This is a genomic window from Verrucomicrobiota bacterium, assembly GCA_016871675.1.
Classification (GTDB): Bacteria; Verrucomicrobiota; Verrucomicrobiia; order Limisphaerales; family VHCN01; genus VHCN01.
Map to the genome: position 1 here is coordinate 14,432 of VHCN01000012.1, position 19,264 is coordinate 33,695.

General features: G+C 66.4%; 22 protein-coding genes. 10 read left to right on the top strand and 12 right to left on the bottom strand.

Features of this window, described 5'->3' with window-relative positions; genetic code table 11:
- Positions 1-7 precede the first annotated feature (7 nt).
- Entirely contained in the window at positions 8-1,204 is a 1,197-nt protein-coding gene (gene thiH, locus FJ386_04400; GenBank protein MBM3875946.1) for a 2-iminoacetate synthase ThiH, read from the bottom strand.
- 98 nt (positions 1,205-1,302) lie between these two features.
- A complete protein-coding gene (locus FJ386_04405; GenBank protein ID MBM3875947.1) occupies positions 1,303-1,563 on the bottom strand; it encodes a hypothetical protein in 261 nt (86 codons plus the stop codon).
- Positions 1,564-1,590: 27 nt separating this feature from the next.
- Between FJ386_04405 and FJ386_04410 the strand changes: the two genes are divergently transcribed.
- Complete coding sequence (locus FJ386_04410) at positions 1,591-2,073, top strand: MogA/MoaB family molybdenum cofactor biosynthesis protein (protein MBM3875948.1); 483 nt, start codon at positions 1,591-1,593, stop codon at positions 2,071-2,073.
- An 84-nt stretch (positions 2,074-2,157) separates the two neighbouring features.
- Positions 2,158-2,502, top strand: coding sequence for a hypothetical protein (locus FJ386_04415; protein ID MBM3875949.1), 345 nt, complete (start codon positions 2,158-2,160; stop codon positions 2,500-2,502).
- Positions 2,503-2,580: 78 nt separating this feature from the next.
- Here FJ386_04415 and FJ386_04420 read toward each other — a convergent pair whose 3' ends face one another.
- Together FJ386_04420 and FJ386_04425 are read right to left on the bottom strand one after the other, a co-directional pair.
- Positions 2,581-3,894: a 4Fe-4S dicluster domain-containing protein gene (locus tag FJ386_04420; GenBank protein MBM3875950.1), complete on the bottom strand. Its 1,314-nt coding sequence runs from the start codon at positions 3,892-3,894 to the stop codon at positions 2,581-2,583.
- Positions 3,894-4,934, bottom strand: a complete 1,041-nt coding sequence (locus FJ386_04425) for an FAD-binding oxidoreductase (GenBank protein ID MBM3875951.1) — start codon at positions 4,932-4,934, stop codon at positions 3,894-3,896. Before FJ386_04425 ends, FJ386_04420 begins: the two co-directional genes overlap by 1 nt.
- 86 nt (positions 4,935-5,020) lie before the next feature.
- Here FJ386_04425 and FJ386_04430 point away from each other — a divergent pair, with 86 nt between their 5' ends.
- Positions 5,021-5,236, top strand: a complete 216-nt coding sequence (locus FJ386_04430; protein ID MBM3875952.1) for a hypothetical protein — start codon at positions 5,021-5,023, stop codon at positions 5,234-5,236.
- On the opposite strand, the gene FJ386_04435 is transcribed toward FJ386_04430, so the two are convergent.
- Together FJ386_04435 and FJ386_04440 are read right to left on the bottom strand one after the other, a co-directional pair.
- Positions 5,229-5,711, bottom strand: coding sequence for a DUF4864 domain-containing protein (locus FJ386_04435; GenBank protein ID MBM3875953.1), 483 nt, complete (start codon positions 5,709-5,711; stop codon positions 5,229-5,231). The genes FJ386_04430 and FJ386_04435 overlap by 8 nt on opposite strands.
- A 12-nt stretch (positions 5,712-5,723) precedes the next feature.
- Positions 5,724-6,317 carry a hypothetical protein gene (locus FJ386_04440; GenBank protein ID MBM3875954.1) on the bottom strand — a complete coding sequence of 198 codons (594 nt, stop codon included), beginning with the start codon at positions 6,315-6,317 and terminating at the stop codon, positions 5,724-5,726.
- A gap of 365 nt (positions 6,318-6,682) precedes the next feature.
- Here FJ386_04440 and FJ386_04445 point away from each other — a divergent pair, with 365 nt between their 5' ends.
- Positions 6,683-6,883, top strand: a complete 201-nt coding sequence (locus tag FJ386_04445) for a hypothetical protein (protein MBM3875955.1) — start codon at positions 6,683-6,685, stop codon at positions 6,881-6,883.
- Positions 6,884-6,902: 19 nt separating this feature from the next.
- A complete protein-coding gene (locus FJ386_04450) occupies positions 6,903-7,805 on the top strand; it encodes a prepilin-type N-terminal cleavage/methylation domain-containing protein (GenBank protein ID MBM3875956.1) in 903 nt (300 codons plus the stop codon).
- Positions 7,806-7,835: 30 nt separating this feature from the next.
- Here the strand turns inward: FJ386_04450 and FJ386_04455 are convergent, their stop codons facing one another.
- Complete coding sequence (locus FJ386_04455) at positions 7,836-8,246, bottom strand: hypothetical protein (protein ID MBM3875957.1); 411 nt, start codon at positions 8,244-8,246, stop codon at positions 7,836-7,838.
- Between the two features lie 4 nt (positions 8,247-8,250).
- Complete coding sequence (gene mntR / locus FJ386_04460; GenBank protein ID MBM3875958.1) at positions 8,251-8,682, bottom strand: transcriptional regulator MntR; 432 nt, start codon at positions 8,680-8,682, stop codon at positions 8,251-8,253.
- A gap of 500 nt (positions 8,683-9,182) precedes the next feature.
- On the opposite strand from mntR, the gene FJ386_04465 reads away from it, so the two are divergent.
- Together FJ386_04465 and FJ386_04470 are read left to right on the top strand one after the other, a co-directional pair.
- Positions 9,183-9,887, top strand: a complete 705-nt coding sequence (locus tag FJ386_04465) for a prepilin-type N-terminal cleavage/methylation domain-containing protein (protein MBM3875959.1) — start codon at positions 9,183-9,185, stop codon at positions 9,885-9,887.
- Positions 9,888-10,014: 127 nt separating this feature from the next.
- Positions 10,015-10,821, top strand: a complete 807-nt coding sequence (locus tag FJ386_04470; GenBank protein ID MBM3875960.1) for a type II secretion system protein — start codon at positions 10,015-10,017, stop codon at positions 10,819-10,821.
- A 21-nt stretch (positions 10,822-10,842) separates the two neighbouring features.
- On the opposite strand, the gene FJ386_04475 is transcribed toward FJ386_04470, so the two are convergent.
- A complete protein-coding gene (locus FJ386_04475) occupies positions 10,843-11,235 on the bottom strand; it encodes a hypothetical protein (GenBank protein ID MBM3875961.1) in 393 nt (130 codons plus the stop codon).
- Positions 11,236-11,254: 19 nt separating this feature from the next.
- Positions 11,255-12,589 carry a twin-arginine translocation signal domain-containing protein gene (locus tag FJ386_04480; protein ID MBM3875962.1) on the bottom strand — a complete coding sequence of 445 codons (1,335 nt, stop codon included), beginning with the start codon at positions 12,587-12,589 and terminating at the stop codon, positions 11,255-11,257.
- Between the two features lie 239 nt (positions 12,590-12,828).
- Between FJ386_04480 and FJ386_04485 the strand changes: the two genes are divergently transcribed.
- Positions 12,829-13,848 (top strand): DUF3500 domain-containing protein, encoded by a 1,020-nt coding sequence (locus tag FJ386_04485; GenBank protein ID MBM3875963.1) that lies wholly within the window; start codon positions 12,829-12,831, stop codon positions 13,846-13,848.
- A gap of 242 nt (positions 13,849-14,090) precedes the next feature.
- Positions 14,091-14,771, top strand: a complete 681-nt coding sequence (locus tag FJ386_04490; GenBank protein ID MBM3875964.1) for a class I SAM-dependent methyltransferase — start codon at positions 14,091-14,093, stop codon at positions 14,769-14,771.
- A gap of 692 nt (positions 14,772-15,463) precedes the next feature.
- On the opposite strand, the gene FJ386_04495 is transcribed toward FJ386_04490, so the two are convergent.
- Positions 15,464-16,882, bottom strand: coding sequence for an arylsulfatase (locus tag FJ386_04495; GenBank protein ID MBM3875965.1), 1,419 nt, complete (start codon positions 16,880-16,882; stop codon positions 15,464-15,466).
- Positions 16,883-16,959: 77 nt separating this feature from the next.
- Here FJ386_04495 and FJ386_04500 point away from each other — a divergent pair, with 77 nt between their 5' ends.
- Complete coding sequence (locus FJ386_04500) at positions 16,960-17,757, top strand: hypothetical protein (GenBank protein MBM3875966.1); 798 nt, start codon at positions 16,960-16,962, stop codon at positions 17,755-17,757.
- 12 nt (positions 17,758-17,769) lie between these two features.
- Here the strand turns inward: FJ386_04500 and FJ386_04505 are convergent, their stop codons facing one another.
- Positions 17,770-19,206, bottom strand: a complete 1,437-nt coding sequence (locus tag FJ386_04505; GenBank protein ID MBM3875967.1) for a YihY/virulence factor BrkB family protein — start codon at positions 19,204-19,206, stop codon at positions 17,770-17,772.
- Positions 19,207-19,264: the final 58 nt, after the last annotated feature.

Here is a 19,264-nt window from a genome sequence, read left to right on the forward strand (position 1 = left end):
GTCCGCATCAGGCGCTCAAGGCCGCGTCCCAGTCCTTCCACACCGGCTCGTATCCGAGCCGGCCCAACCGCGCGGCAACTTCCGCGGGCGAACGTCCGTCCGCAATTTCGAATTGTCCAGTCGCATTCGTTTCGCCCGGCGCGGCCCGCGCGCTGGAATTCGCGGCCCGCGCGATGATCCGTCCGCGCCCGGTTCGATGCGTCTTCTCGCGGCCCGCGCCCGTGTAGCCGCCGGGCTCGGTGTGGCTGCCCGCGCTCATCAACGTGATGCCCATCGGGATCAGCCCGTCGCGCAGCCGCGCCGGCTCGCGGGTCGAGAGCACGAGGCCCGCATCCGGCAGGAACAGCCGGAACGCGCAAACCAGTTGCGCCAGCTCGCGGTCGGCGAGGGTCGTCAGCGGTTCAAAATCCCCGGCGCACGGGCGCAACCGCGGCATCGAAACCGTGAGTTGCGCCTTCCAGCAATGTTTCAGCAGGTGCCCGGCGTGAGCCGCGACGCACAAGGCTTCGCGCCGCCAGTCCGCGAGCCCGAACAGCGCGCCGATGCCGAGCCGCCGGAATCCCGCGGCGTAGCCGCGCTCGGCCGTCGCGAGCCGCCAGTCGAAATCGCGCTTCGGCCCGGCCGTGTGCATCGCCGCATAGACTTCGCGATCATACGTCTCCTGATACACCACGAGCCCCTCCGCGCCCGCCTGCACGATCGGCGCGTAGTCCGCCGTTTCCATCGGCCCGACTTCGAGCGAAATGCCGGGCACCTCGTCGCGCAATGCGCGGACGCACTCCGCGAGGTAGCCGCCGGAGACGAACTTCGGATGCTCGCCCGCCACGAGCAGCAGGTTGCGAAACCCCTGCGCCTTGAGCGCGCGCGCCTCGCGCAACACCTCCTCCACCGAGAGCGTCACGCGCAGGATCGGATTGTCGCGCGAAAATCCGCAGTAACGGCAGTTGTTGATGCACTCGTTGGAAAGGTAGAGCGGCGCAAACAGCCGGATGACTTTCCCGAACCGCTGCCGGGTGACGGCCTGCGAGCGGCGGCACAAGTCCTCGAGCACCTCGCCCGCGCCCGGCGAGACCAGCCGCGCGAAGTCTGCAAGCGTGAGCCGCTCGCGCTCGAGGCACTCGCGCGCGGCGGCAGCGCCCGTGCGCGACGCGATGCGGAGCAAATCCTCCAACGGCAGAGCGTTGAACTCGCTAACGAAGCTCACGCGGCGAGTGTAGCGCGCGGGATGGCGACGGCAAGGTTGGGAAGTTTCGAGCCGCGGACAGCCGGAGCGGACGGCGGAGCGACTGATTGATCCCCGGCTCACGCGGCGGCAGCGCTGCCATCCCCGAGTTCGCCAAGGTTCGGAGGCGGGGCCGCGGGATTGAACAGCGTGTTCACCGATGGCCGCGGCACCACAGTCATGTTCGAGCCGTGGTGATAGCGGTCGTCGTAGTCGTCCTTGTAAAGCATCGCGGCGAGGCCGAGCTGCCGGTTGTTGTCCAGGCAATGGGCAGGCCGCGCGCGCTGCTTGGCCTTGGAGAGCGGCCGGAGGGGCGATCCGCCGGATTGCGGCTTTCCCACCCGGCGCGGTTGCGGTAAGACGCTCCCATGCAAATCGAGACGGGCATCATCACCATCAGCGACCGTGCGTCGAAGGGGCTTTACGACGACCTCGGCGGCCCCGCGCTCAAGAAGGCCGCGCTGGGTTACGGTTGGAAGGTCTCCGCTGAATCCCTCGTGCCGGATGAGAAGTCCGACATCCAGCGCGCCGTGCGCGAGCACATCGCCCGCGGCTGCCATCTCGTGCTCACAACGGGCGGCACGGGCGTGGCGTTGCGCGACGTGACGCCCGAGGCGGTGCGTGACATCGCGGTTCGCGAGCTGCCGGGCTTTGGCGAGGTGATGCGCGCCGAGTCCATGAAGATCACGCGCAACGCCATCCTCTCCCGCAACCTCGCGGCTGTCGTGGACCGCGCGCTGGTGCTCTGCCTGCCGGGCAAGCCGGGCGGGGCGGTGGAATGCCTCGGGTTCGTCGTCGGCGCGATCCCGCACTGCGTCGAAGTGCTGCAAGAAGTGCCGACGAGTTGCTGACCATTGCCCATGTCCAATCTCCGGTTGCCGGAAGTGCTGACTTCGACGGATCCCCGCCCGGACATTGGCGGTTGGAAATCGGCAATGTTCCCCCTCGTCCTCCTCGCGTGCGGTTGCGTGTCAGAGTCCGCCTCGGACACGCGCGCGCGCGAGGCGTTTCAGCGCGGACGCAACAGCGTCATCCAGCTCGCGCCCGTGCCCGTGACGGTCACGGTCGTGGGGCCGGTGAAGCACCGGAGTCTGCTTTGGGCTGATGGCCTGACACTCGCGCGCGCGATCATCGCGGCGGAATACCTCGTGGAAAAGGAGCCGGGCGTCATCTTCCTGACGCGGGGCGGCCAGACGATGTCGTTCAGCGCCGCGCAATTGCTCAGCGGCGACGAGGGGCCGTTGCTCAAGCCCGGCGACGTCATCGAAATCCGGCCTTGAGGCCTAGACGGCGGTGCGGCGGCCCGTTCGTTTCCCGCGCGGCGCATCGATGGCCCCCCGGCGGCGGGATGCCTGCCGCTACACGTTGAGCTCGCGGGCCGGTTGCGCCGGATCCGCGGCGGAATCCGCCTCGGCGAGATAGTCGGCGATGTGCAGGACGCGCACGTGTCCCGCCCCGGCGCGCGCGAGTCCGGCGCGAATTTGCAGGAGGCAGCCGGGATTCGTGGTGACCACGATGCGCGCGCCCGTGCGGAGGATGTGCTCGACCTTGCGCCGTTGCAGGCGCGCGGCCATTTCGGGTTCCGTCAAATTGTAGCTGCCCGCGCTGCCGCAGCAGACATCCGACTCGGCGAGTTCGATGAATTTCGCGCCCGCGACCGCCTTCACAAGGTCGCGCGGCTGCCGCGTGATGCGCTGCGGGTGCGCAAGGTGGCAGGCGTCGTGGTAGGTGACGGGCGAATGGCGGATTGAAGCAGCCCCGTCGCCGGCCTTGGGGACAACCGGCAACCGGCAATCGGCGACGGGCAACACTTCCGTCAAATCCTTCACCTTCGCGCTGAACGCCGCCGCGCGGTCGCGCCACGCGGGGTCGTCGTGCAAGAGGTGGCCGTATTCCTTGAGCGTCGAGCCGCAGCCGGCGGCGTTGATGACGATGGCGTCGAGGCCGCGCGGCTCGAAGACGGCGATGTTCCGGCGCGCGCACGCGCGGGCCCCGGCGAGATTGCCACCATGCGCAAAGAGCGCGCCGCAGCACCCCTGCTCCGCGGGGGTGACCACGTCGAACCCCGCGCGGTTGAGCTGGCGCACGCTGCTTGCGTTGGTTCCGCCGAACATCACGCTCATCACACAGCCGGAGATGAATCCGACCTTGCCGCGCGCCGGTTGCGCGACTGCGGGCGATTCGGCGGGCAGCTTGGACTCGCTCGCGTCGTCGGGAATCAGGTCGAGCGCATCCCGCACGAAGCCCGGGAGCAACGGCGACGCACCGAAGAACTTGACGAGCTTCGCCGGCAGGAGCGCGCGTTTCATCCGCCGCGGGTGCGGGAAGATCTTCTCGATGACGAACCGCCGCAGCACGCGCTGCAATAAAGGCCGGCGATGATGGCGCTCGATGTGATCACGGGAAGCCTCGAGCAGCGCGCCATATTGCACGCCACTCGGGCAGGCGGTCTCGCAAGCGCGGCAGCCGAGGCACAAGTCCACGTGGCGCACGGCCGCGCCGTCCGCCGGCAGTCGGCCGGACTGCATCGCGCGCATGAGGTAGATGCGGCCGCGCGGGGAGTCGTTCTCGTTGCCCGTTTCGAGATACGTCGGGCACGCGCCGAGGCACAGCCCGCAGTGGACACACGCGAGTGCCTGCCTCTCGTCGAGAAATGATTCCGGGGTGGGCATCAGAAGCCGGGGTCGGGGAGGATGTGCTTTGGGTCAAACGTGTCCTTCATGCGACGCACCAGCGCGGAAGGCGGCCCGGGCGGCGGCGGCGAGGGTCCGCCGCGCGCGTAGAGGATCCCGTTCGCCGCGCGCGCGACGAAACGCGCCTCGCCAAGCGCGGCGAGTGTTTCGCAAAGCTTCGACGGGAGCACCGACCACTTGCGCGCCGCGGAGCTGCCGGTCCAAAAACGCGCCTCGTGTCCGAGGCTTGAAGCCGTGGCGAAACCCATCGCGCCTGCGTTCGCGAGCTGCCAGTCCACCTCCTCGCGCGCGCCGGAAAAGCCGAGCACTAGTGTGATCGCTGCCCGCGGACCGCCCGCGCCCGGAAGGTTGTGCATCTCAAAGGCGACCGGCGTGACCGGGGATTCCTGCACCGCTTCGATCACGCCCGCCGCCGCGCCGGCGTTTGGGACGGACTGCTCGACGAACACCTCGGCTTCGGGGAGCGGCCGGAGCTTGAACACCGCCTCGACGACGATGCCGAGGGTGCCGCGGCTGCCGATGAACAGTTTTTGCACATCGTAGCCCGCGACATTCTTCACCACGTTGCCCCCGGAGTGGATGACCCGCCCGTCCGCGAGCAGCGCCGTCAGCCCGATAAGGTGCTCGCGAATCGTGCCGAAGCCGCAGCGGCGCGGGCCGCTCAAATCGTGCTCGATGACGTCGCGGATCAACACGCGGTCTGCGCGCGGCGGGTCCACGGGAAGCCACTGGCCGCGGGTCGCAAGTTGAGCCTGCAACTTCGCGAGCGTGAGGCCGGACTCGACCTTCACCGTCATGTCCTCCGGCGTGTGCGCGAGGACGTGGTTGAGCGCGCCGACTTCGACCGACGGCAACCGCGCGCCACGCGCGTGGTGCTCCGCCATCATCGCGGCAAGATCAGCGGTGGAGGCGGGCGCGAGGTTCATGGCGGAAACGCGGCCGCATCTTGCCCGCGCGGGCGGCACGGGCGCAAGACGGCGGGCGAGCCTGGGCAGCGGAACGGCGGTTTTCATTCCCATTTCACTGGTCACGCCTAGGCGCCGGCCGGCGCCAGACACCTGCAACCCGGGAGCAGCCCGCGGGGTTTCCCGTCTCAAACACACCCATGAGCGACACCGTCTCCGCCTCCGTGCTCGACGGCCTCATCCATCCCCAACTTGCCTCGCGCATCCTCGTGGCAAACCTGTTGCGCGACCGGCTCGGCGACGAGTTTGAATTCGACCCATGGGCTTCGCCCAAGGCGCGCGAGGAAGCCGCGAGCGGGACGCGCGCGAGGATCGCGGCGATGTTCCCGCGACGAGTCCTGCGCGGGTTCAGATGACCGGCTCGCCGGGTTTCGCGACGAAGACGCCGTTGACCTTCCAGCCATCGCGCTCGCGAAGCAGCATGTAGTTGTAGCGGAACACGCGCTTGTCGCGGCCGTGGAAGGAGACGACCACGAGCGCCTCGCGGCCATTGTCGAACGCAATTCCGAAGGTGGCGGACACCGACTCGGCAATGAGCGGGTAGCCCTGCTTGACCATCGCCTCGAAATCAGCGAGCAGGAATTGCTCGCGAATGCCCGCGGCCGCGAATGTATAGGCGCGCGCGTAGTCGTCGGCCCGGAACGCGGCGAGCTGGGACTCGATGACGTTTGTGAGCTGTCCGCGCACGGCGTCGCGGCTGAATTGAAGCCCGTTCCGCGGCTCGGGCCACCCGACATAGGTGATGCCGGCGAGGACGAGGAGAAGGAGAACCGGAACGAAAACCGGGAAGCCCCGTTTCGGCCTCTTGATGACGAACGGAAGCACGCGAATCCCAGCGGGCGGCTACTTCTTGAAGCTCAGCACCTCGGCAAACACAGACTTGAAGTCGTTAAGGATGGCCTGCAACTCCGTCTTCGCCACGCCCGCGGCCTGAAGGATGTCCTTGATGCCGTTGAGGGCGGCTTGCGCGTCGGCCACTTCAACCTTGGCCCCGTTGATCATCGTGGCGATGTCGCGCGCGAGCCCCACCTGCTCCGCCATGGACATTTTCTTGTCGAGCAATGCGGCGCCGAGATTCGCGCCGAGTTTGTTGACCACGGCTTCGGATGGCTTGGCCGGTCCCTCGGCGCAAGCGGCAATGTCGGCGCAGAACTGCTTGAGCAAGTCGGCGGGCATTTCCTTCCTGGCGCGGATGGCGGCGATGTCGGCCACGAGACGGGACATCGCGGGTGTCGCTGCGGGGGCGGCCGCCGCCGCCGTCGTGCCCTGCGCCGCCGGCGAGGCCGGAGTCGGGCCGATCTTGCCGGGGCCCTTGTTGTTTGGATCGCCCGGGCGCGCGATTTCCTTGGCACGCTGCTTGACGATGACGGCGCTGCCCTGGGTAACAGTGGCGCAAACGACGAGCAAACCGGCGAGGGCAAGTGGGGTGGGATTCATAGGCTCTGGATCGAAGTGTGGCCAACAGTGTGAACGCCGGCGGGCAAAGTCAATCACTCTTCTGGCGCGCGCCGCGCGGCGCAAAGTATCGGCTTGCAACACGGGGGCGCGGGGACAACCTTGCAGCCATAGAACCCATACCATTCCATCCGATGAGAGTGTCCCTGTCGCTTTTACTCTGGGCCGCAGCATGGGGGGCGTGCAGCAAGAATCCTCCGGCAGAGACCCCGCAGGTGCAGGTCGCCAGACCGCCGGCACAATCAGCGCCGGAAGCCGCGCCAGCAGCCGCCCCGCAAGCGGCGTCGCCGGTTCCACCGACTGCGGCCGGACCCGCCTCTCCAGCCGCCGCGAGCAGCGCCGCTCCCATGCCCGCTTCCGCCTACGAGACGGGCGGCGCGGGGGACGCCGCAGCCAAGAAGTGGGACCGCCAGCGCAAGTGGATGGACCAACTCAAGTCAGGCGGTTCGCAGCGCGACCAGGCCATGCGCGAAATCAATGCGCTGACGCCCAAGGACCGCGCCGACTTTGTGCGCATCTGCAAGGCATACGGAATCGAACTCAAGTAACACGACTCAAACCCATGCCATGCCCATGAAGCCGACCGCGCCCGCCCGAGATTCGCGCTCCCGCAGCGCGGCGTTCACGCTCATTGAATTGCTCGTGGTCATCGCGATCATCGCGATCCTTGCGGGCCTGTTGCTGCCCGCCTTGGCGAAGGCCAAGGCCAAGGCGCACGGCGCGGCCTGCATGAACAACACGAAGCAGATTGGCATCGCGCTGAATCTCTACATCTCGGAGTTCGAGGACCGCGTCCCCGGCCGCACCTGGGCCGCGCCGCCGTATGTGAACAGCAACAATTTCCGCTGCGGCGGTGAGTGGCAGCGCACGCCGGCGTTCCTGCTCGAACGATACCTCGGCGGCACGATGTCGTTCGTCTGCCCCGCCAAGCGGCGAGGGATCACCTACTCGACGCAACAGGGGAACTACGACCCGAAATACACCGGGTTCCTCTCCTATGGTTTCAACTACTTCGGCGTGTTCACGGGCGACACCAACTCGGCGGGAGTTGTCACGCCGCCGCGGCGGCTGGAGCAGATCCAGCAACCCGTCCGCACCGTCGGCATCGCCGAGTGCGGCGGCAACGATAATGTGAACGACATGAACGACGGCAAGGGCGACGCGGCGTGGCTTGACTCGTGGTGGTCCGGCCGCTCGTTCCCGATCAACCCCAATCCAACGCCGGCGGGCCCGGCCAACGGGTTGCAGATTGGGAACTACCGTTTCCAGGATCAGCCGCGCAAACACAACATGCGGATGAACGTGATCTTCATGGATGGGCACGCCGAGCAACTGCTCGGCAGCCAGCTCACATGGGGGCAGTTCCGGGCGAGCTACATTCTGAATGTCACGCTGGCCGCGGGTGTGGTCGTGCCACCGTCCGAACCGGTGAGCAACTCGCAACTCGATGGCGCCGAGATGAAGCCTTGAGCTCGCGACGCGGGCGCAGATCGCAGCCGCTCAATCCAGCCCGCGTTCCTCGAGGTCGCGCTCGTCCAGGCCGAGGTAGTGGCCGAGTTCGTGAAGCAGCGTGGTGCGGACTTCCTCGCGGAAAAACTCCTCCTCGCCATCCGCCATGTCCCAGATGTTCTCGAGAAACAGGATGATCTGCGAGGGCATGCCACCCGAGCCGAGCTCGGCGTGCGCGTAGTCGTCGCCGACGAACAACCCGAGCGTGTCCTCGTCCACGCCGTCCGCAAGCAGCGCGTCGTTTGGCTTGGGCTCGTATGTGACCGGCAACGCGCGCGCCCCGGCCTGCAGGCGCGCCGGGAGCGAGTCGAGCGTGAGGCGGACTTCGTCCTGCGCCACGGCGAGCCGCTGGAGAAAAGCCGGCGGGACGCAAGCGTTCGATGTGGGGCGTTTGCGGGGCATGGCTTCAAGCCGGTTTGGCGGTGCGGCGGAATTTCTTGAAGCGCGCGATCACCGCGGGATTTCGCTCGAGGAATTCCGACAAGTCTTCGAGGCACGCGAGCGTGTCGGGGCTCAGGTGGTGTTCAATGCCCTCGATGTCCATCCGCTGCGTCTTCTGGTCGAGGCCGAGCAGCGAAAAAAAACGCGCGAGCGTTGCGTGACGACTCTGGATTCGGCGCGCGACATCGCGGCCCTTCGCCGTGAGCCGCAACCCGCGATACTTGACGTAGTCGAGGAAGCCGAGTTCGCCAAGTTTCTGGACCATCACGGTCACGCTGGCCTGCTTGACGTCGAGCGACTCGGCGATGTCCACCACGCGCGCGTAGCCCTTCTCCTCGATCAACTCGTGGATGCGCTCGAGGTAGTCCTCGGCGCTCTGGCTCGGCGTGTTCGGCATGTCGGGGCCGATTAGAACCGAAGCCCTCGATTGAACGCAACGCCGGATCGAGTCCTCGCGGGTTCGTTCGTGACACCGCCGCCGCGCGCGAATATTTTCCCGCCGCGCCCCAACGACCCCGATGGCCCACGCAGAAATCGTGCACTTGCGCGAAAGCGACGGCTCGATCGCCATGCTCGCGCCGGAGCTGGCAGCAGTGTGCCGCCCGCGCCCAAGCAGTGACTCCGCCATAGCTGAAAACCCCGACGCCGCGCGGCACGAATGCGGGAAACGGATACGGCGGAAGGTTGCGGACGCGGCGGCAGCCTGCAGACTCATCGGCGACGCGCGAACTGCGATTCAACAAAGACACGACAAACTGAAAACCAATCCACTTCACTCATGAGCAAAATCAAAATGGTCATGTTCGACCTCTCCGGCACCACGGTGTATGACGACACGGGCGTGCGCGACTGCCTCTTCAAGTTGCTCGCCTTGAATGCCCGACGACTCCAACGCCCATGACACCGGCCCATGTCCCTGCGCCGCGCGCGGCCCGCGCCTTTACGCTGATCGAGTTGCTCGTGGTCATCGCCATCATCGCGATCCTCGCGGCGCTGCTGCTGCCCGCGCTCGCGGGGGCCAAGGACCGCACCAAGCGCACCTCGTGCATGAACAACCACCGGCAGCTCCTCGTGGCCAGCATGCTCTACCGGGATGACTTCCCGACCTGGTTTTACTGGACGACGGCGAATGCGGACGACCGCGCGCCGGTCTCCTACTATCCCAACTACATCCCGGCGCTGAAGTCATTCCTGTGCGCGGGAACCAAGAACATCATCCGAACAAATCGCAGCACGACGGCGGGCCTCACGACGTATCTGGCCGACTTGGTGAACACCTCGCAAGGCGACCGCGAACGGACCACGGGCGGACACAGCTACGAATACTTCGGCTACTTCGAAACACCCGCGCCCGCTGTGCGCAAGACTCCCGAGAGTGCGCTCTACGCGCCGGAAAAAGTCGTGATCGTGGTGGACGCCGACGACAACCTCGCGAGCCTGCCGAATGACGTGAACAACTTCCCCGACCCGCACAACAACCACGGCCGCGCCGGCTGGAATTGGGGCTTCACGGACGGCCACGCCGAGTGGATCACCCGGCAGAACACGGTGCGCGCGTTGGTGGACAGCCGGCACGCGACCAATGCGAGCATGATCCCCTGAGCGAGTTCGGGCGGTTGAACCCGGTGAACAATCCCCCACCGGGGCCGCGTCTTTCTTCGGCTTTGATTTTTGGGGATTCGGCCGTAACATTGCAGCCGCCGTTCATGACCATCGACCAAACCAACCTGTGAATCCAACCTCGCGCCAGCTCAGGTCCGCCGTCGCGTTTACGCTTATCGAATTGCTCGTGGTCATCGCGATCATCGCGATCCTCGCCGGATTGCTCCTGCCCGCGCTGGCCAAGGCGAAGGACCAGTCCAAGACGATCAAGTCCACGAACAACATCCGTCAGTTGGGCACGAGCTTCGCGCTCTACGCGGGGGACTTCGAGAAAGTGATGCCCTACGCGGACGTCAGCGGACTGAACAACGCCAACTTCTGGATCCCGCTGATTCGGACCGGCTACCTGCGCGACCCGTTGGTCTGGCTTTGCCCCAAGACCACGCACAATCCAAGTTTCAACTTCCCGGCGGACTGGGAGAACTCGACCGCAACTCCGCCGAATCCGTATCCGGCCTATCTGGCGTGGTTCGGATCGGCAGGCGGGTTCATCGGCGGAACCACCGGCAGTTACACGCTCAACGGTTGGGCCCAACCGCGGCAGAGTGGCGGCGGCGCCAACGCGGCCAAGTATTTCCAACGACTCGAGGATGGCCGTCCCGACTCGCAACCTCTCCTGACCGATGGTGGCTGGGTGGACGCGTGGCCGGAGCCGACCGACACGCCGCCGACAGACGTGCGTTTCGGCGGGAACCGCGCATTCCCCGGTTCTCCGGTCGGCATCAGCATGCGGCGTGTTTGCATCGCCCGGCACGGCCGCGCGATCAACATCACCTACATGGATGGGCACGTGAGCCTCACGAAGGTCGAAAACCTTTGGTTCCAAAACTGGCACGCGATCTGGACCAATCCGCCGCAGCCCGTTGTCCGCTAGCACGGAATCAGGCCACCCTGCTCACTGCCGGACAATCCGCACCTGCTTGTTCTTCGCGTCGAAGACGAACTTCGTCCCCGCCGGCGGGATCGGCTCGACGCGATAACGCAGATACTTCGACAACTCCTTCATGTCCGCGGGAAGCCGGCCCTTCTCGCTCATGAATTCCTGCAGCCCGAGCGTGAGCAGCGAAGTGTTCGACATTTCCCCCGGTGACACTTCCGCAAGCACGCCGAGCGACGGATCCATCCCGGTGTCCTGAGCCGCGACGGGCGCAGGTTGCGGTGCCACCGGTGTGGCGGCTGCCTTCGGCGGACGCGCCGTCACGAGAGGCGGCGTCGCGGGTTGCGGCTCTTTCTTGCACGCCGTGAGCGCCAGCAGCGAGAAGCCGATTGAGGCAGCGATTCGTTTCATCGGGTGAAGCGGGGACTTGTCACGACATCTTCGTCCGCCCCGGCAACGCCATCGGCGTGATCGGAAGCGGTGCCTTCCAATCAAGCGCGGCGAGGTCCACGGGGCACTGCCGCTCATTGGACTTCATCATGTGCTCCCATGTGACTTCCTGCCCGGTGTAGCCGGCCATCCGGCCCATGATGCCCATGAGCGTGCTCTGGCACATGCGCACTCCGGAGTTGAGCGGCCGGCCCTGCCGGATCGCGGCATACATCTCGTTGTGTTCCACTTGATACATGTCCGGCACCGCGCCCTCGTGCCGCCACGTGATCTTGCCGTCGAGGTCCTTGATGAACACGCCGCGCGTGATGTAGGCGGAGCCCTTCGTGCCGAGGATGTAGTCGTTGTTTTCGTTGTGGCAGCCGGTGGTCTGGCGCTGCGCCATGAACGCCCGCGCACCGTCCTCCCATTCGTAGTTCACGGAGATGTGGTCCCAGATGTTGCCTTCGTGATTCGGAATCTGCCGGCCGCCCGTGGCGGTGCACTTGAGCGGCGGCACGTCCTTCATGCCCCACGCGATCTTGTCCACGCTGTGGATGGCCTGCTCGACGAGGCCGTCGCCTGAAAGCCACGTGAAGTTATACCAGTTGCGCACCTGCCACTCGGTGTCGCTCATGCCCTCGGGCCGCGATTCCTTCGCGGGCATGGGCTTGACGGGTCCGGTGAGGTAAGTCGCGTAAATCGCGCGGATGTCGCCGATCGCGCCGTCGTGAATGCGTTTGTAAAGCTCGCGCCGCGCGTAGTTGTAGCGCCAGCAAAAGCCGTCCACCACGGACAACCCCTTCTTCTGGGCCTCGGCCGCCGTGGCCATGATTTGCTTGCAGCCGGTGGCGTCCGTGCCCATCGGCTTCTCGAGGAAGACGTGCTTGCCGGCGTCGATCGCGGCCTTGAAATGCAGCGGCCGGAACCCCGGCGGCGTCGTGAGGATCACCACATCCACGCCGCTCTGGAGGACTTTCTGGTAGCCATCGAGCCCGACGAACTGGCGCGACTTGGGCACGTCAAACTTTTGAGCCTCGCCGACCTCCTTGTTCACGCTCGCGAGACTGCGGTCGAGCGAGCTTTCGTAAACGTCCGCCATCGCGTGCAGCACCACGTTGCTGTCCGCCTTGAGCGCCTGGGCCGCCGCGCCCGTGCCGCGCCCGCCGCAGCCGATGAAGCCGATGCGCAACCGGTCGCTGTTCGCCTGCGCGGAAAGCACGGCGGGAAATCCTAGCTTCGACGCCAGTGCGCCCGCGGCGACTGCGGTGGTCGAGGCCTTCAGGAAATCCCGGCGGGTGGCGGCGGTGTCGGTGGATTCGGGTCTTGTTTGCATGGCGATGTAACGGGTTGCCACTTCCATTTATTCAGCGGCAAGGTCGCGTTCAAGCCCAAACTCCCGCACCCACCATGAAGTCCATCCGCCTCGTTCTCCCGCCCTGCCTTGCCGCCGCCGGAAAGTCGCAGCCCTGCTGCTGAACTTCATGAAGTCCGACGCCGATGCGAAGAGTTGGTTTGTGAACCCGTGAACAATCTCCTGTTGTCGTCCTCCCGCGCCTGTGCTACCAACCTCCCATGACTACCCGCCCGTCTCCTGATTGGGACTGCTGCCCCACGGTCAGCCGTCGTGACTTCCTCAAGTCCAGCGTCGCCGGAACGATCGTCGCCGCGGCCGGTTCCGTGCCGCTGTTCAAGAGCGACACGCTCAGCGCCGCCGAGAAGGCGGCGCGCGCGAAACCCGAGACGCTCGTCACGACCCTTCACAAGAGCCTCACCGAGGCGCAACGCAAGGAGCTTTGCTTCGGCTTCGACCATCCGTTGCGCTCGGCAGTGAACAACAACTGGCACATCACCAAGCAAAGGATCGGCGCGTTCCTGACGAAGGACCAGAACCAGCTGGTGAAGGACATCTTCCTGGGGCTGCACAGCCCCGAATACGCGGACAAGGTCTACGGGCAGGTCGTGCACGACTCGGGCAAGGCGGGCTTCGAGGACAGTTCGATCGCGCTCTTCGGCGAACCGGGCACGGGCAAGTTCGAGTTCGTCCTCACCGGCCGCCACTGCACGCGGCGATGCGACGGCGACTCGGTCGCGGGCGCAGCGTTCGGCGGGCCGATCTTCTACGGGCACGCGGCCGAGAGCTTCAACGAAAAGGCCGATCACAAAGGCAACGTCTATTGGTTCCAGGCCAGGCGCGCCAACGAGGTCTTCGCGATGCTCAGCGAAAAGCAGCGCGACGTCGCCCTGCTCGGCGAACCACGGCCGGAAAAAGGCAACGACACCGTCAAGCTCACCGGCAAAACCGACGGCCTGCCCGGCATCCCCGTTCGCGATCTCTCCAAGGACCAGCAGGCGCACGTGCAGAAAGTCATGGCCGACTTGCTCGCGCCGTTCCGCAAGGACGACGCCGACGAGGCGATGAAGCTCGTGAACAAGAACGGCTTTGGCAACCTGCACCTCGCGTTCTACAAGATGGACGACATCGGCGGCGACGGCGTGTGGGACATCTGGCAGATCGAAGGCCCGGCGATGCTCTGGTATTTCCGCGGCGCGCCGCACGTCCACACGTGGGTGCACATCCGCGACCAGGCGTGAGGACGGATCGCACCGGGGCGGCGCACAAGCTTCGATTCAGCCGCATCGCGTCGGTTGCGTGAGCAACGGTGGAGGCGGGATCAAGCACGTCGAATACGCCAAACCTCGGCGAGCATGAGGCTGGCGATACGTGTTCTCCGGGCAATCAGCTCGCGAGGGGAGCTCGTCCTCCGCTCGTGGAGCCATTCTCACACCCGTTCGGTTGATGGACTGCGCTTCGCTTTCGATCTTGATTGAAACGCATGAACACCGAACCGGGCCTCTCAGGAGTCCACGACTTTTGGAACACGGAGGCTTGCGGCACGCACTTCGTCGAGCACACGGCGGATGAAAGCCACTTCTTCGAGCAATTCCGCGAATACCGCTACCGCACCGAGTGGCACATTCCGAGGTTGGTTCCATTTGCAGAGGCCAGGGGACTGAAGGTTCTGGAAATCGGCACGGGCAACGGTGCTGCCGGGGTGATGTTTGCCCTCAACGGCGCCCATTACACCGGCGTTGACTTGACGGAAGCGGCACTGGAGGCGACCCGCAGACATTTTGCGGTGATGGGGCTGACAAGGACCTTCAAGAAGGAGAACGCTGAGCAACTCAGCTTCCCAAACGAGAGCTTCGACTGGGTTTACTCCCACGGCGTGTTGCACCACACGCCCAACACCCAACGGGCGATGGATGAAGTCCACCGGGTTCTCAAGCCGGGCGGCCGCGCAATCATCATGCTCTACCACAAGCACAGTTTTAACTATTTCATCCGCATCATGACTTTCATGCGGTTGCGGGTCCTGCTCAAGATTCTCTCACGCGCGAGGCGGTGGAACCGCGACAAGGCTGGAGCCTCCTCCGGACCACTTCGCGGAATCCGCGGGAATCAAGATGGTCGGGTCTGGGATGTTCACTACTCGAATTTCCTCGTGCAAGGCTGAGACTATCTGCGGGCTGGAAACTTCGTTCACCGCTGCACTGATGGCCCTGAATGCCCGGTCGCTTGCGCATTCACCAAGGCGGACGCGCGAAAGTTGTTCCTCGGGTTTCGCGATGTGCGGATGACCGTCGCGCATTTTCCGCTCAGGAGATATTCGGGGAGCATCCCATTCGGGGTGGAAGAATTCCTGGCGAAGAGCATGGGATGGTATCTCTTCATCTTTGGCCGCAAGTGAATCGACCTCGCAGGCAGGCGTGGAAATGGACCGACAAACGCCGCGAGGGCGACCACGTCGCCGGACCCGGTTACCCGGCCTTGTCCGCCGTCTCGCGGCGGGTCTTGGCCCCTTCGCTTGATGGGGCTTGGAGCTGGGCGCCCGAGCGTTCGAGCGCGCCGGTCAACCCGCCGATGCACCAGCGCGTGCCGCCGGGCGCCGAGATGAGGAACCCGGCAATGATGGCGGTGAAGATGCCGGCCTCGGGCTTGGCGACCGGGTTCAGTCGAAGTCAGAGCAACTCATGAAATAGTGGCAGCGCGGGCAGCGCAGTTTGCACTTCTCATTGTGCAACTCGTGTCCGCACCGCGGGCACCAGCGCCACGGTTCGCCTTCGGGCGGGCCGGCGTCCCCCGACGTCGGACGGTCTGCGGGCTTCGGTTGGTTTTCCCCGGTCGGCACGTCGTCTTCGCGGTTGCTCATCGTCCGCGCAACGGCCAGCGCGGATCGTCGTTGCGGGCGCGATGCATCAGTTGCTCGAGTCGCACGACGACGTCGGGATGCTTCGCGGCGACGTCGGATCGCTCGACCGGATCCGCGGCAAGATTGAAGAGTTCCAGCGGTTTGTCGGGCGCCGGGCGGACACCCTTCCACTCGGCGGCGCGGATGGCCTGGCGCACGGAGCCTTCGTGCAATTCCCAGTAAAAGAACTCATGCCGGTTCGTCTGCGACCTGCCGAGCAGCGTGGGGAGAAACGAAATCCCGTCCGAGTCCGCCGGCGGTTTGACGGCGGCGAGTTCGCACGTGGTCGCAAACAAGTCCCAAGCCGCGAAAGGCTCGCCCGACACCGCGCCCGCTTTGATGTGACCCGTCCACCGAACGATCAGCGGCACGCGGATGCCGCCTTCGTGGAGATCGCCCTTCGCGCCGCGCAAGCCGCCGGCGCTGTCGAAGAACTTCGGGTCGTTGCCGCCCTCGGCGTGCGGACCGTTGTCGCTCGTGAAGATCACGACCGTCTGCTCCTCAAGACGGTGATGCCGCAACGTGTCGAGCACGCGGCCGATGTCGGCGTCGAGCCGCGTGATCATCGCGGCCTTGTCTTTCTCCGCCTGCGGCCACGGCTCGCGCGAGTAGGGCGCGTCGGACGGCACCTGCATGCCGTTGCCGGTCTTGAGCGCGAGCGCGCGATTCGCATGCGGCAGCGTGGAGGCGAAGTAGAAAAAAAACGGCGTGGCGTTGTTGTGGCGCGCGGGCAGGTTGATCCGGATGAAGTTCGTCGCCATCGTGGTGAACACGTCGTGCGCGTAAGTGCCCTGCGCCCCGGCTTGATTGGAGTGCAGCCGAAACTGGCTCATGTTCCGCCAGATGAGCGCCGGGTAGGCTTCCTCCGCGTGGCGCCGGTCGAGGAAGCCCGCCCATTCCTCGAAGCCCTTGCGATTCGGCTCGCCGCCGGTGCCCTCGAGTCCGAGCGCCCATTTCCCGGCGGCGCCCGTCCGGTAGCCCGCCTGCCGCAGCAACTGCGGCAGCACCACGTCGGATTCCGCGAGCGACGCCGCGCCATTCGAGCGCAACGCCGCGCGTCCCGTGTGCCGCCCGGTCAAGAGCGCGCACCGCGAAGGCACGCCCAGCGCGCTGCCCGCGTAGAATTGGGTGAAGCGCAACCCCTCGGCCGCAAGCCGGTCGAGGTTCGGCGTCTTGATCTTTTTCTGCCCGTAACAGCCGAGGTCGCCCCAGCCGAGATCATCCGCGACAATCCACACGAGGTTCGGCGTCTTCGGAACGGGCGGGGGCGGCGGCGTGACGGTCTGCGCGCCCGCGGAGGCGAGTGCGAAGAACACGGCCGCGACCGCTGCCGCGGCGGCCCGCAGAAAACACGCGCACTTGTTCACGCGCAAGATTTAGCCGCGACGCACGCGGCTTGGCGAGTCACAAGCGGCGGCCTTGCAGCAGGGCGCGCCCGCGTTACGATGCGCGCGTGACCCTGACCGCAGAGTTCCGGTTCGGCGCGGCCTCGCTGCTCGCGGCCGCGGTGCTGTGCGGTTGCGCGCGCGAACCGATGCACGGGGGACGGCCGGTCGCCGATTGGCTTTCGGACACGGCGGCCAGCGACAACGCGGTGCGACTGCGCGCCCACCAAGCCTTCCGGCAGTGGGGCGATGCGGGCGTGGCGAATCTGCTGAAGGTCATCCGCGCCGCGAACGGAAAGGTGGACGACGAGGCGACCCCCGAGGGTCTGCAGGCGCAGCGGGCGCTCAATGTCCTCATGCAATTGAGCCCCGACAACCGCGCCGCGACGGATGCGCTCGTGACCCTGGTGAACGAATATCACACCGCCGGCGAAGCGGCGCTGTATCTCGCGGGCACCGGGCCCGGCGCACTTCCGCTGCTCACGAACGCCCTCGCGAACGGCGAGCGCATCACGCGCGTCGCCGCGACGGCGGCCGTCGGGACGTTCACCAACGACACCGGGTCCGCCGTGCCCGCGCTGCTGCGGGCGTTGCACGACGAGCATTACACGGTGCGGGTGATGGCCGCGAGTTCGCTGTCGGGTTTCGAGCCTTCGCCCGTGGTCGTCGCTGCGCTCGCGTCCGGCCTCACGGACCGGAGCTTCACGGTGCGGACCACGTGCGCAAACACTCTCGGAACGTTCGGCCCCGCCGCGCAGTCCGCGCTGCCCGCGCTCACGAATGCGCTCCCGGACAGACCGGATTCGATTCACGTTCAAGCCGCGGAGGCGCTGAAGAAAATCGCGCCGGGAATCCGCCGACCGTGAGTCCGCCGCGGCTCATCCCCGCCGGTTCGCGTGCGTGAGGGTGGCGAGGGTCACTTTGGCGGACGCGGCGCGCTCGGCTTCGACGATGCGCTCGAACTCGGCCTGCACGCGGCCGATGGTCTGCGTCTCCGCGCTCATGAAGGCGCCGTCGTTGCCGCGCACGGCCTGGAGCACATCGTGGCACGAGATGGATTCGAGGGGCCGCCCCGGTGTGAACGCGGGGTCGGAGTCGGGAATCTCCACCAGCAACCGCGCCTCGGTGAGCACGGTGAGCAGCGCGCCCACGAGCCTTTCGCTCGCGGCGAGAGCGAGCGCGATCTGCGGGCGCGTCATCGGACGCTCGCCGCGCATGAACCGTTCCGCGACGCACGTCATGAGCTGGATGGCGAGAAACTCGCGCTCGCGCTGGCCGGTCTGCCCGGCGGCTTCCTCGCGGCCGAGCCGGTTCCGGTGCTGGAAGGCGTGCGCGACCTGGCCGCCGAAGAGGATGATCATCCAGGCCAGATACAGCCCGACCATGAACACCGGCACCATGCCGAGGCTGCCGTAGACTTTGTTCTGCGTCGCCACCTGCGACACGTAGAGCACGCTCAGCGAGTTGTTCGCCTGCCACAACAGCGCGCCCACGAAGCCGCCGACGAACGCCGCGCGCCACGGGACCTTTGAGTTGGGCAGCAGCATGTAGCCGAGCGTGAAAGCGATCGTGACGATCGCAAACGGCACGATCACACTGAACAACCAGCCGATGCGCGCACCGATGCCCCACGGAAGGTCGTCCAGCAGGTGGCGTGTCGCGTCGAAATGCGGCCCGCTCGAGAGCGCGAGCGCGACGATCAACAGCATCGGCCCGAGCGTGAGCGCCGCCCAATACTGGCCGATGCGCATGAACCAGTTGCGCCCGCGCGTCACGCCCCAGATGTCGTTGAAGGTGTCCTCCACGCGCGCGAGCATGGCGATCGCCACCACCACGAGAACGATCGTGCCGGTGACGCCGAGGGCGCCCGTCCGGATTTCAGTGATGAAGCCGTTGATCTTCCGCGCCATCTCCTTGCGCGACGCCGCGGCCTGCACCTCGGCGGCTCCCACGGGCGCATCGGGCGGACGCGATTCGTCGGCGGCGGCGGCGGGTGCGACGTGGACGATCAACTGCTCGACGAAGCGCGAGACCGTCTCCTCGCCCTGGGTCCGGAGGAATGCCGCCGAAACACTCGCGACCACAGCGAGCATCGGCACGAGCGCGAGCAGGCTCGCGTAAGCCAGCGCGGCGGCGCGCACCGGACAGCGGTTGTGGACGAACGCCCGGCCGGCGTGCTTGCAGAACCGCACGAACTTCCGCCACCGCGAGCGCCAGCGGGCGCCGGTGGGGCGCGGCGCGGCAGTCGTGAGCGGGTCGTCCTCGGCTTCAATCCCGCCGGCTCCGGCGGACATCGCTGGGGGTTCTTCGGGCATGGATGCGAGAGTAGCAGGCGCGGGCGTCAACCGGCAATCCGCCCTTTGCGGCCGAACC

Bases quoted from the DNA above. Each gene is read 5' to 3' on its own strand.
- FJ386_04420 (MBM3875950.1), bottom strand. From the start codon at position 3,894: ATGCCCACCCCGGAATCATTTCTCGACGAGAGGCAGGCACTCGCGTGT.
- FJ386_04490 (MBM3875964.1), top strand. From the start codon at position 14,091: ATGAACACCGAACCGGGCCTCTCAGGAGTCCACGACTTTTGGAACACG.
- FJ386_04430 (MBM3875952.1), top strand. From the start codon at position 5,021: ATGAGCGACACCGTCTCCGCCTCCGTGCTCGACGGCCTCATCCATCCC.
- FJ386_04455 (MBM3875957.1), bottom strand. From the start codon at position 8,246: ATGCCCCGCAAACGCCCCACATCGAACGCTTGCGTCCCGCCGGCTTTT.
- FJ386_04445 (MBM3875955.1), top strand. From the start codon at position 6,683: ATGCCCGCTTCCGCCTACGAGACGGGCGGCGCGGGGGACGCCGCAGCC.
- FJ386_04415 (MBM3875949.1), top strand. From the start codon at position 2,158: ATGTTCCCCCTCGTCCTCCTCGCGTGCGGTTGCGTGTCAGAGTCCGCC.
- FJ386_04425 (MBM3875951.1), bottom strand. From the start codon at position 4,934: ATGGGAATGAAAACCGCCGTTCCGCTGCCCAGGCTCGCCCGCCGTCTT.
- FJ386_04410 (MBM3875948.1), top strand. From the start codon at position 1,591: ATGCAAATCGAGACGGGCATCATCACCATCAGCGACCGTGCGTCGAAG.
- mntR (MBM3875958.1), bottom strand. From the start codon at position 8,682: ATGCCGAACACGCCGAGCCAGAGCGCCGAGGACTACCTCGAGCGCATC.
- FJ386_04480 (MBM3875962.1), bottom strand. From the start codon at position 12,589: ATGCAAACAAGACCCGAATCCACCGACACCGCCGCCACCCGCCGGGAT.
- FJ386_04465 (MBM3875959.1), top strand. From the start codon at position 9,183: ATGACACCGGCCCATGTCCCTGCGCCGCGCGCGGCCCGCGCCTTTACG.
- FJ386_04475 (MBM3875961.1), bottom strand. From the start codon at position 11,235: ATGAAACGAATCGCTGCCTCAATCGGCTTCTCGCTGCTGGCGCTCACG.
- FJ386_04450 (MBM3875956.1), top strand. From the start codon at position 6,903: ATGCCCATGAAGCCGACCGCGCCCGCCCGAGATTCGCGCTCCCGCAGC.
- FJ386_04440 (MBM3875954.1), bottom strand. From the start codon at position 6,317: ATGAATCCCACCCCACTTGCCCTCGCCGGTTTGCTCGTCGTTTGCGCC.
- FJ386_04485 (MBM3875963.1), top strand. From the start codon at position 12,829: ATGACTACCCGCCCGTCTCCTGATTGGGACTGCTGCCCCACGGTCAGC.
- FJ386_04505 (MBM3875967.1), bottom strand. From the start codon at position 19,206: ATGCCCGAAGAACCCCCAGCGATGTCCGCCGGAGCCGGCGGGATTGAA.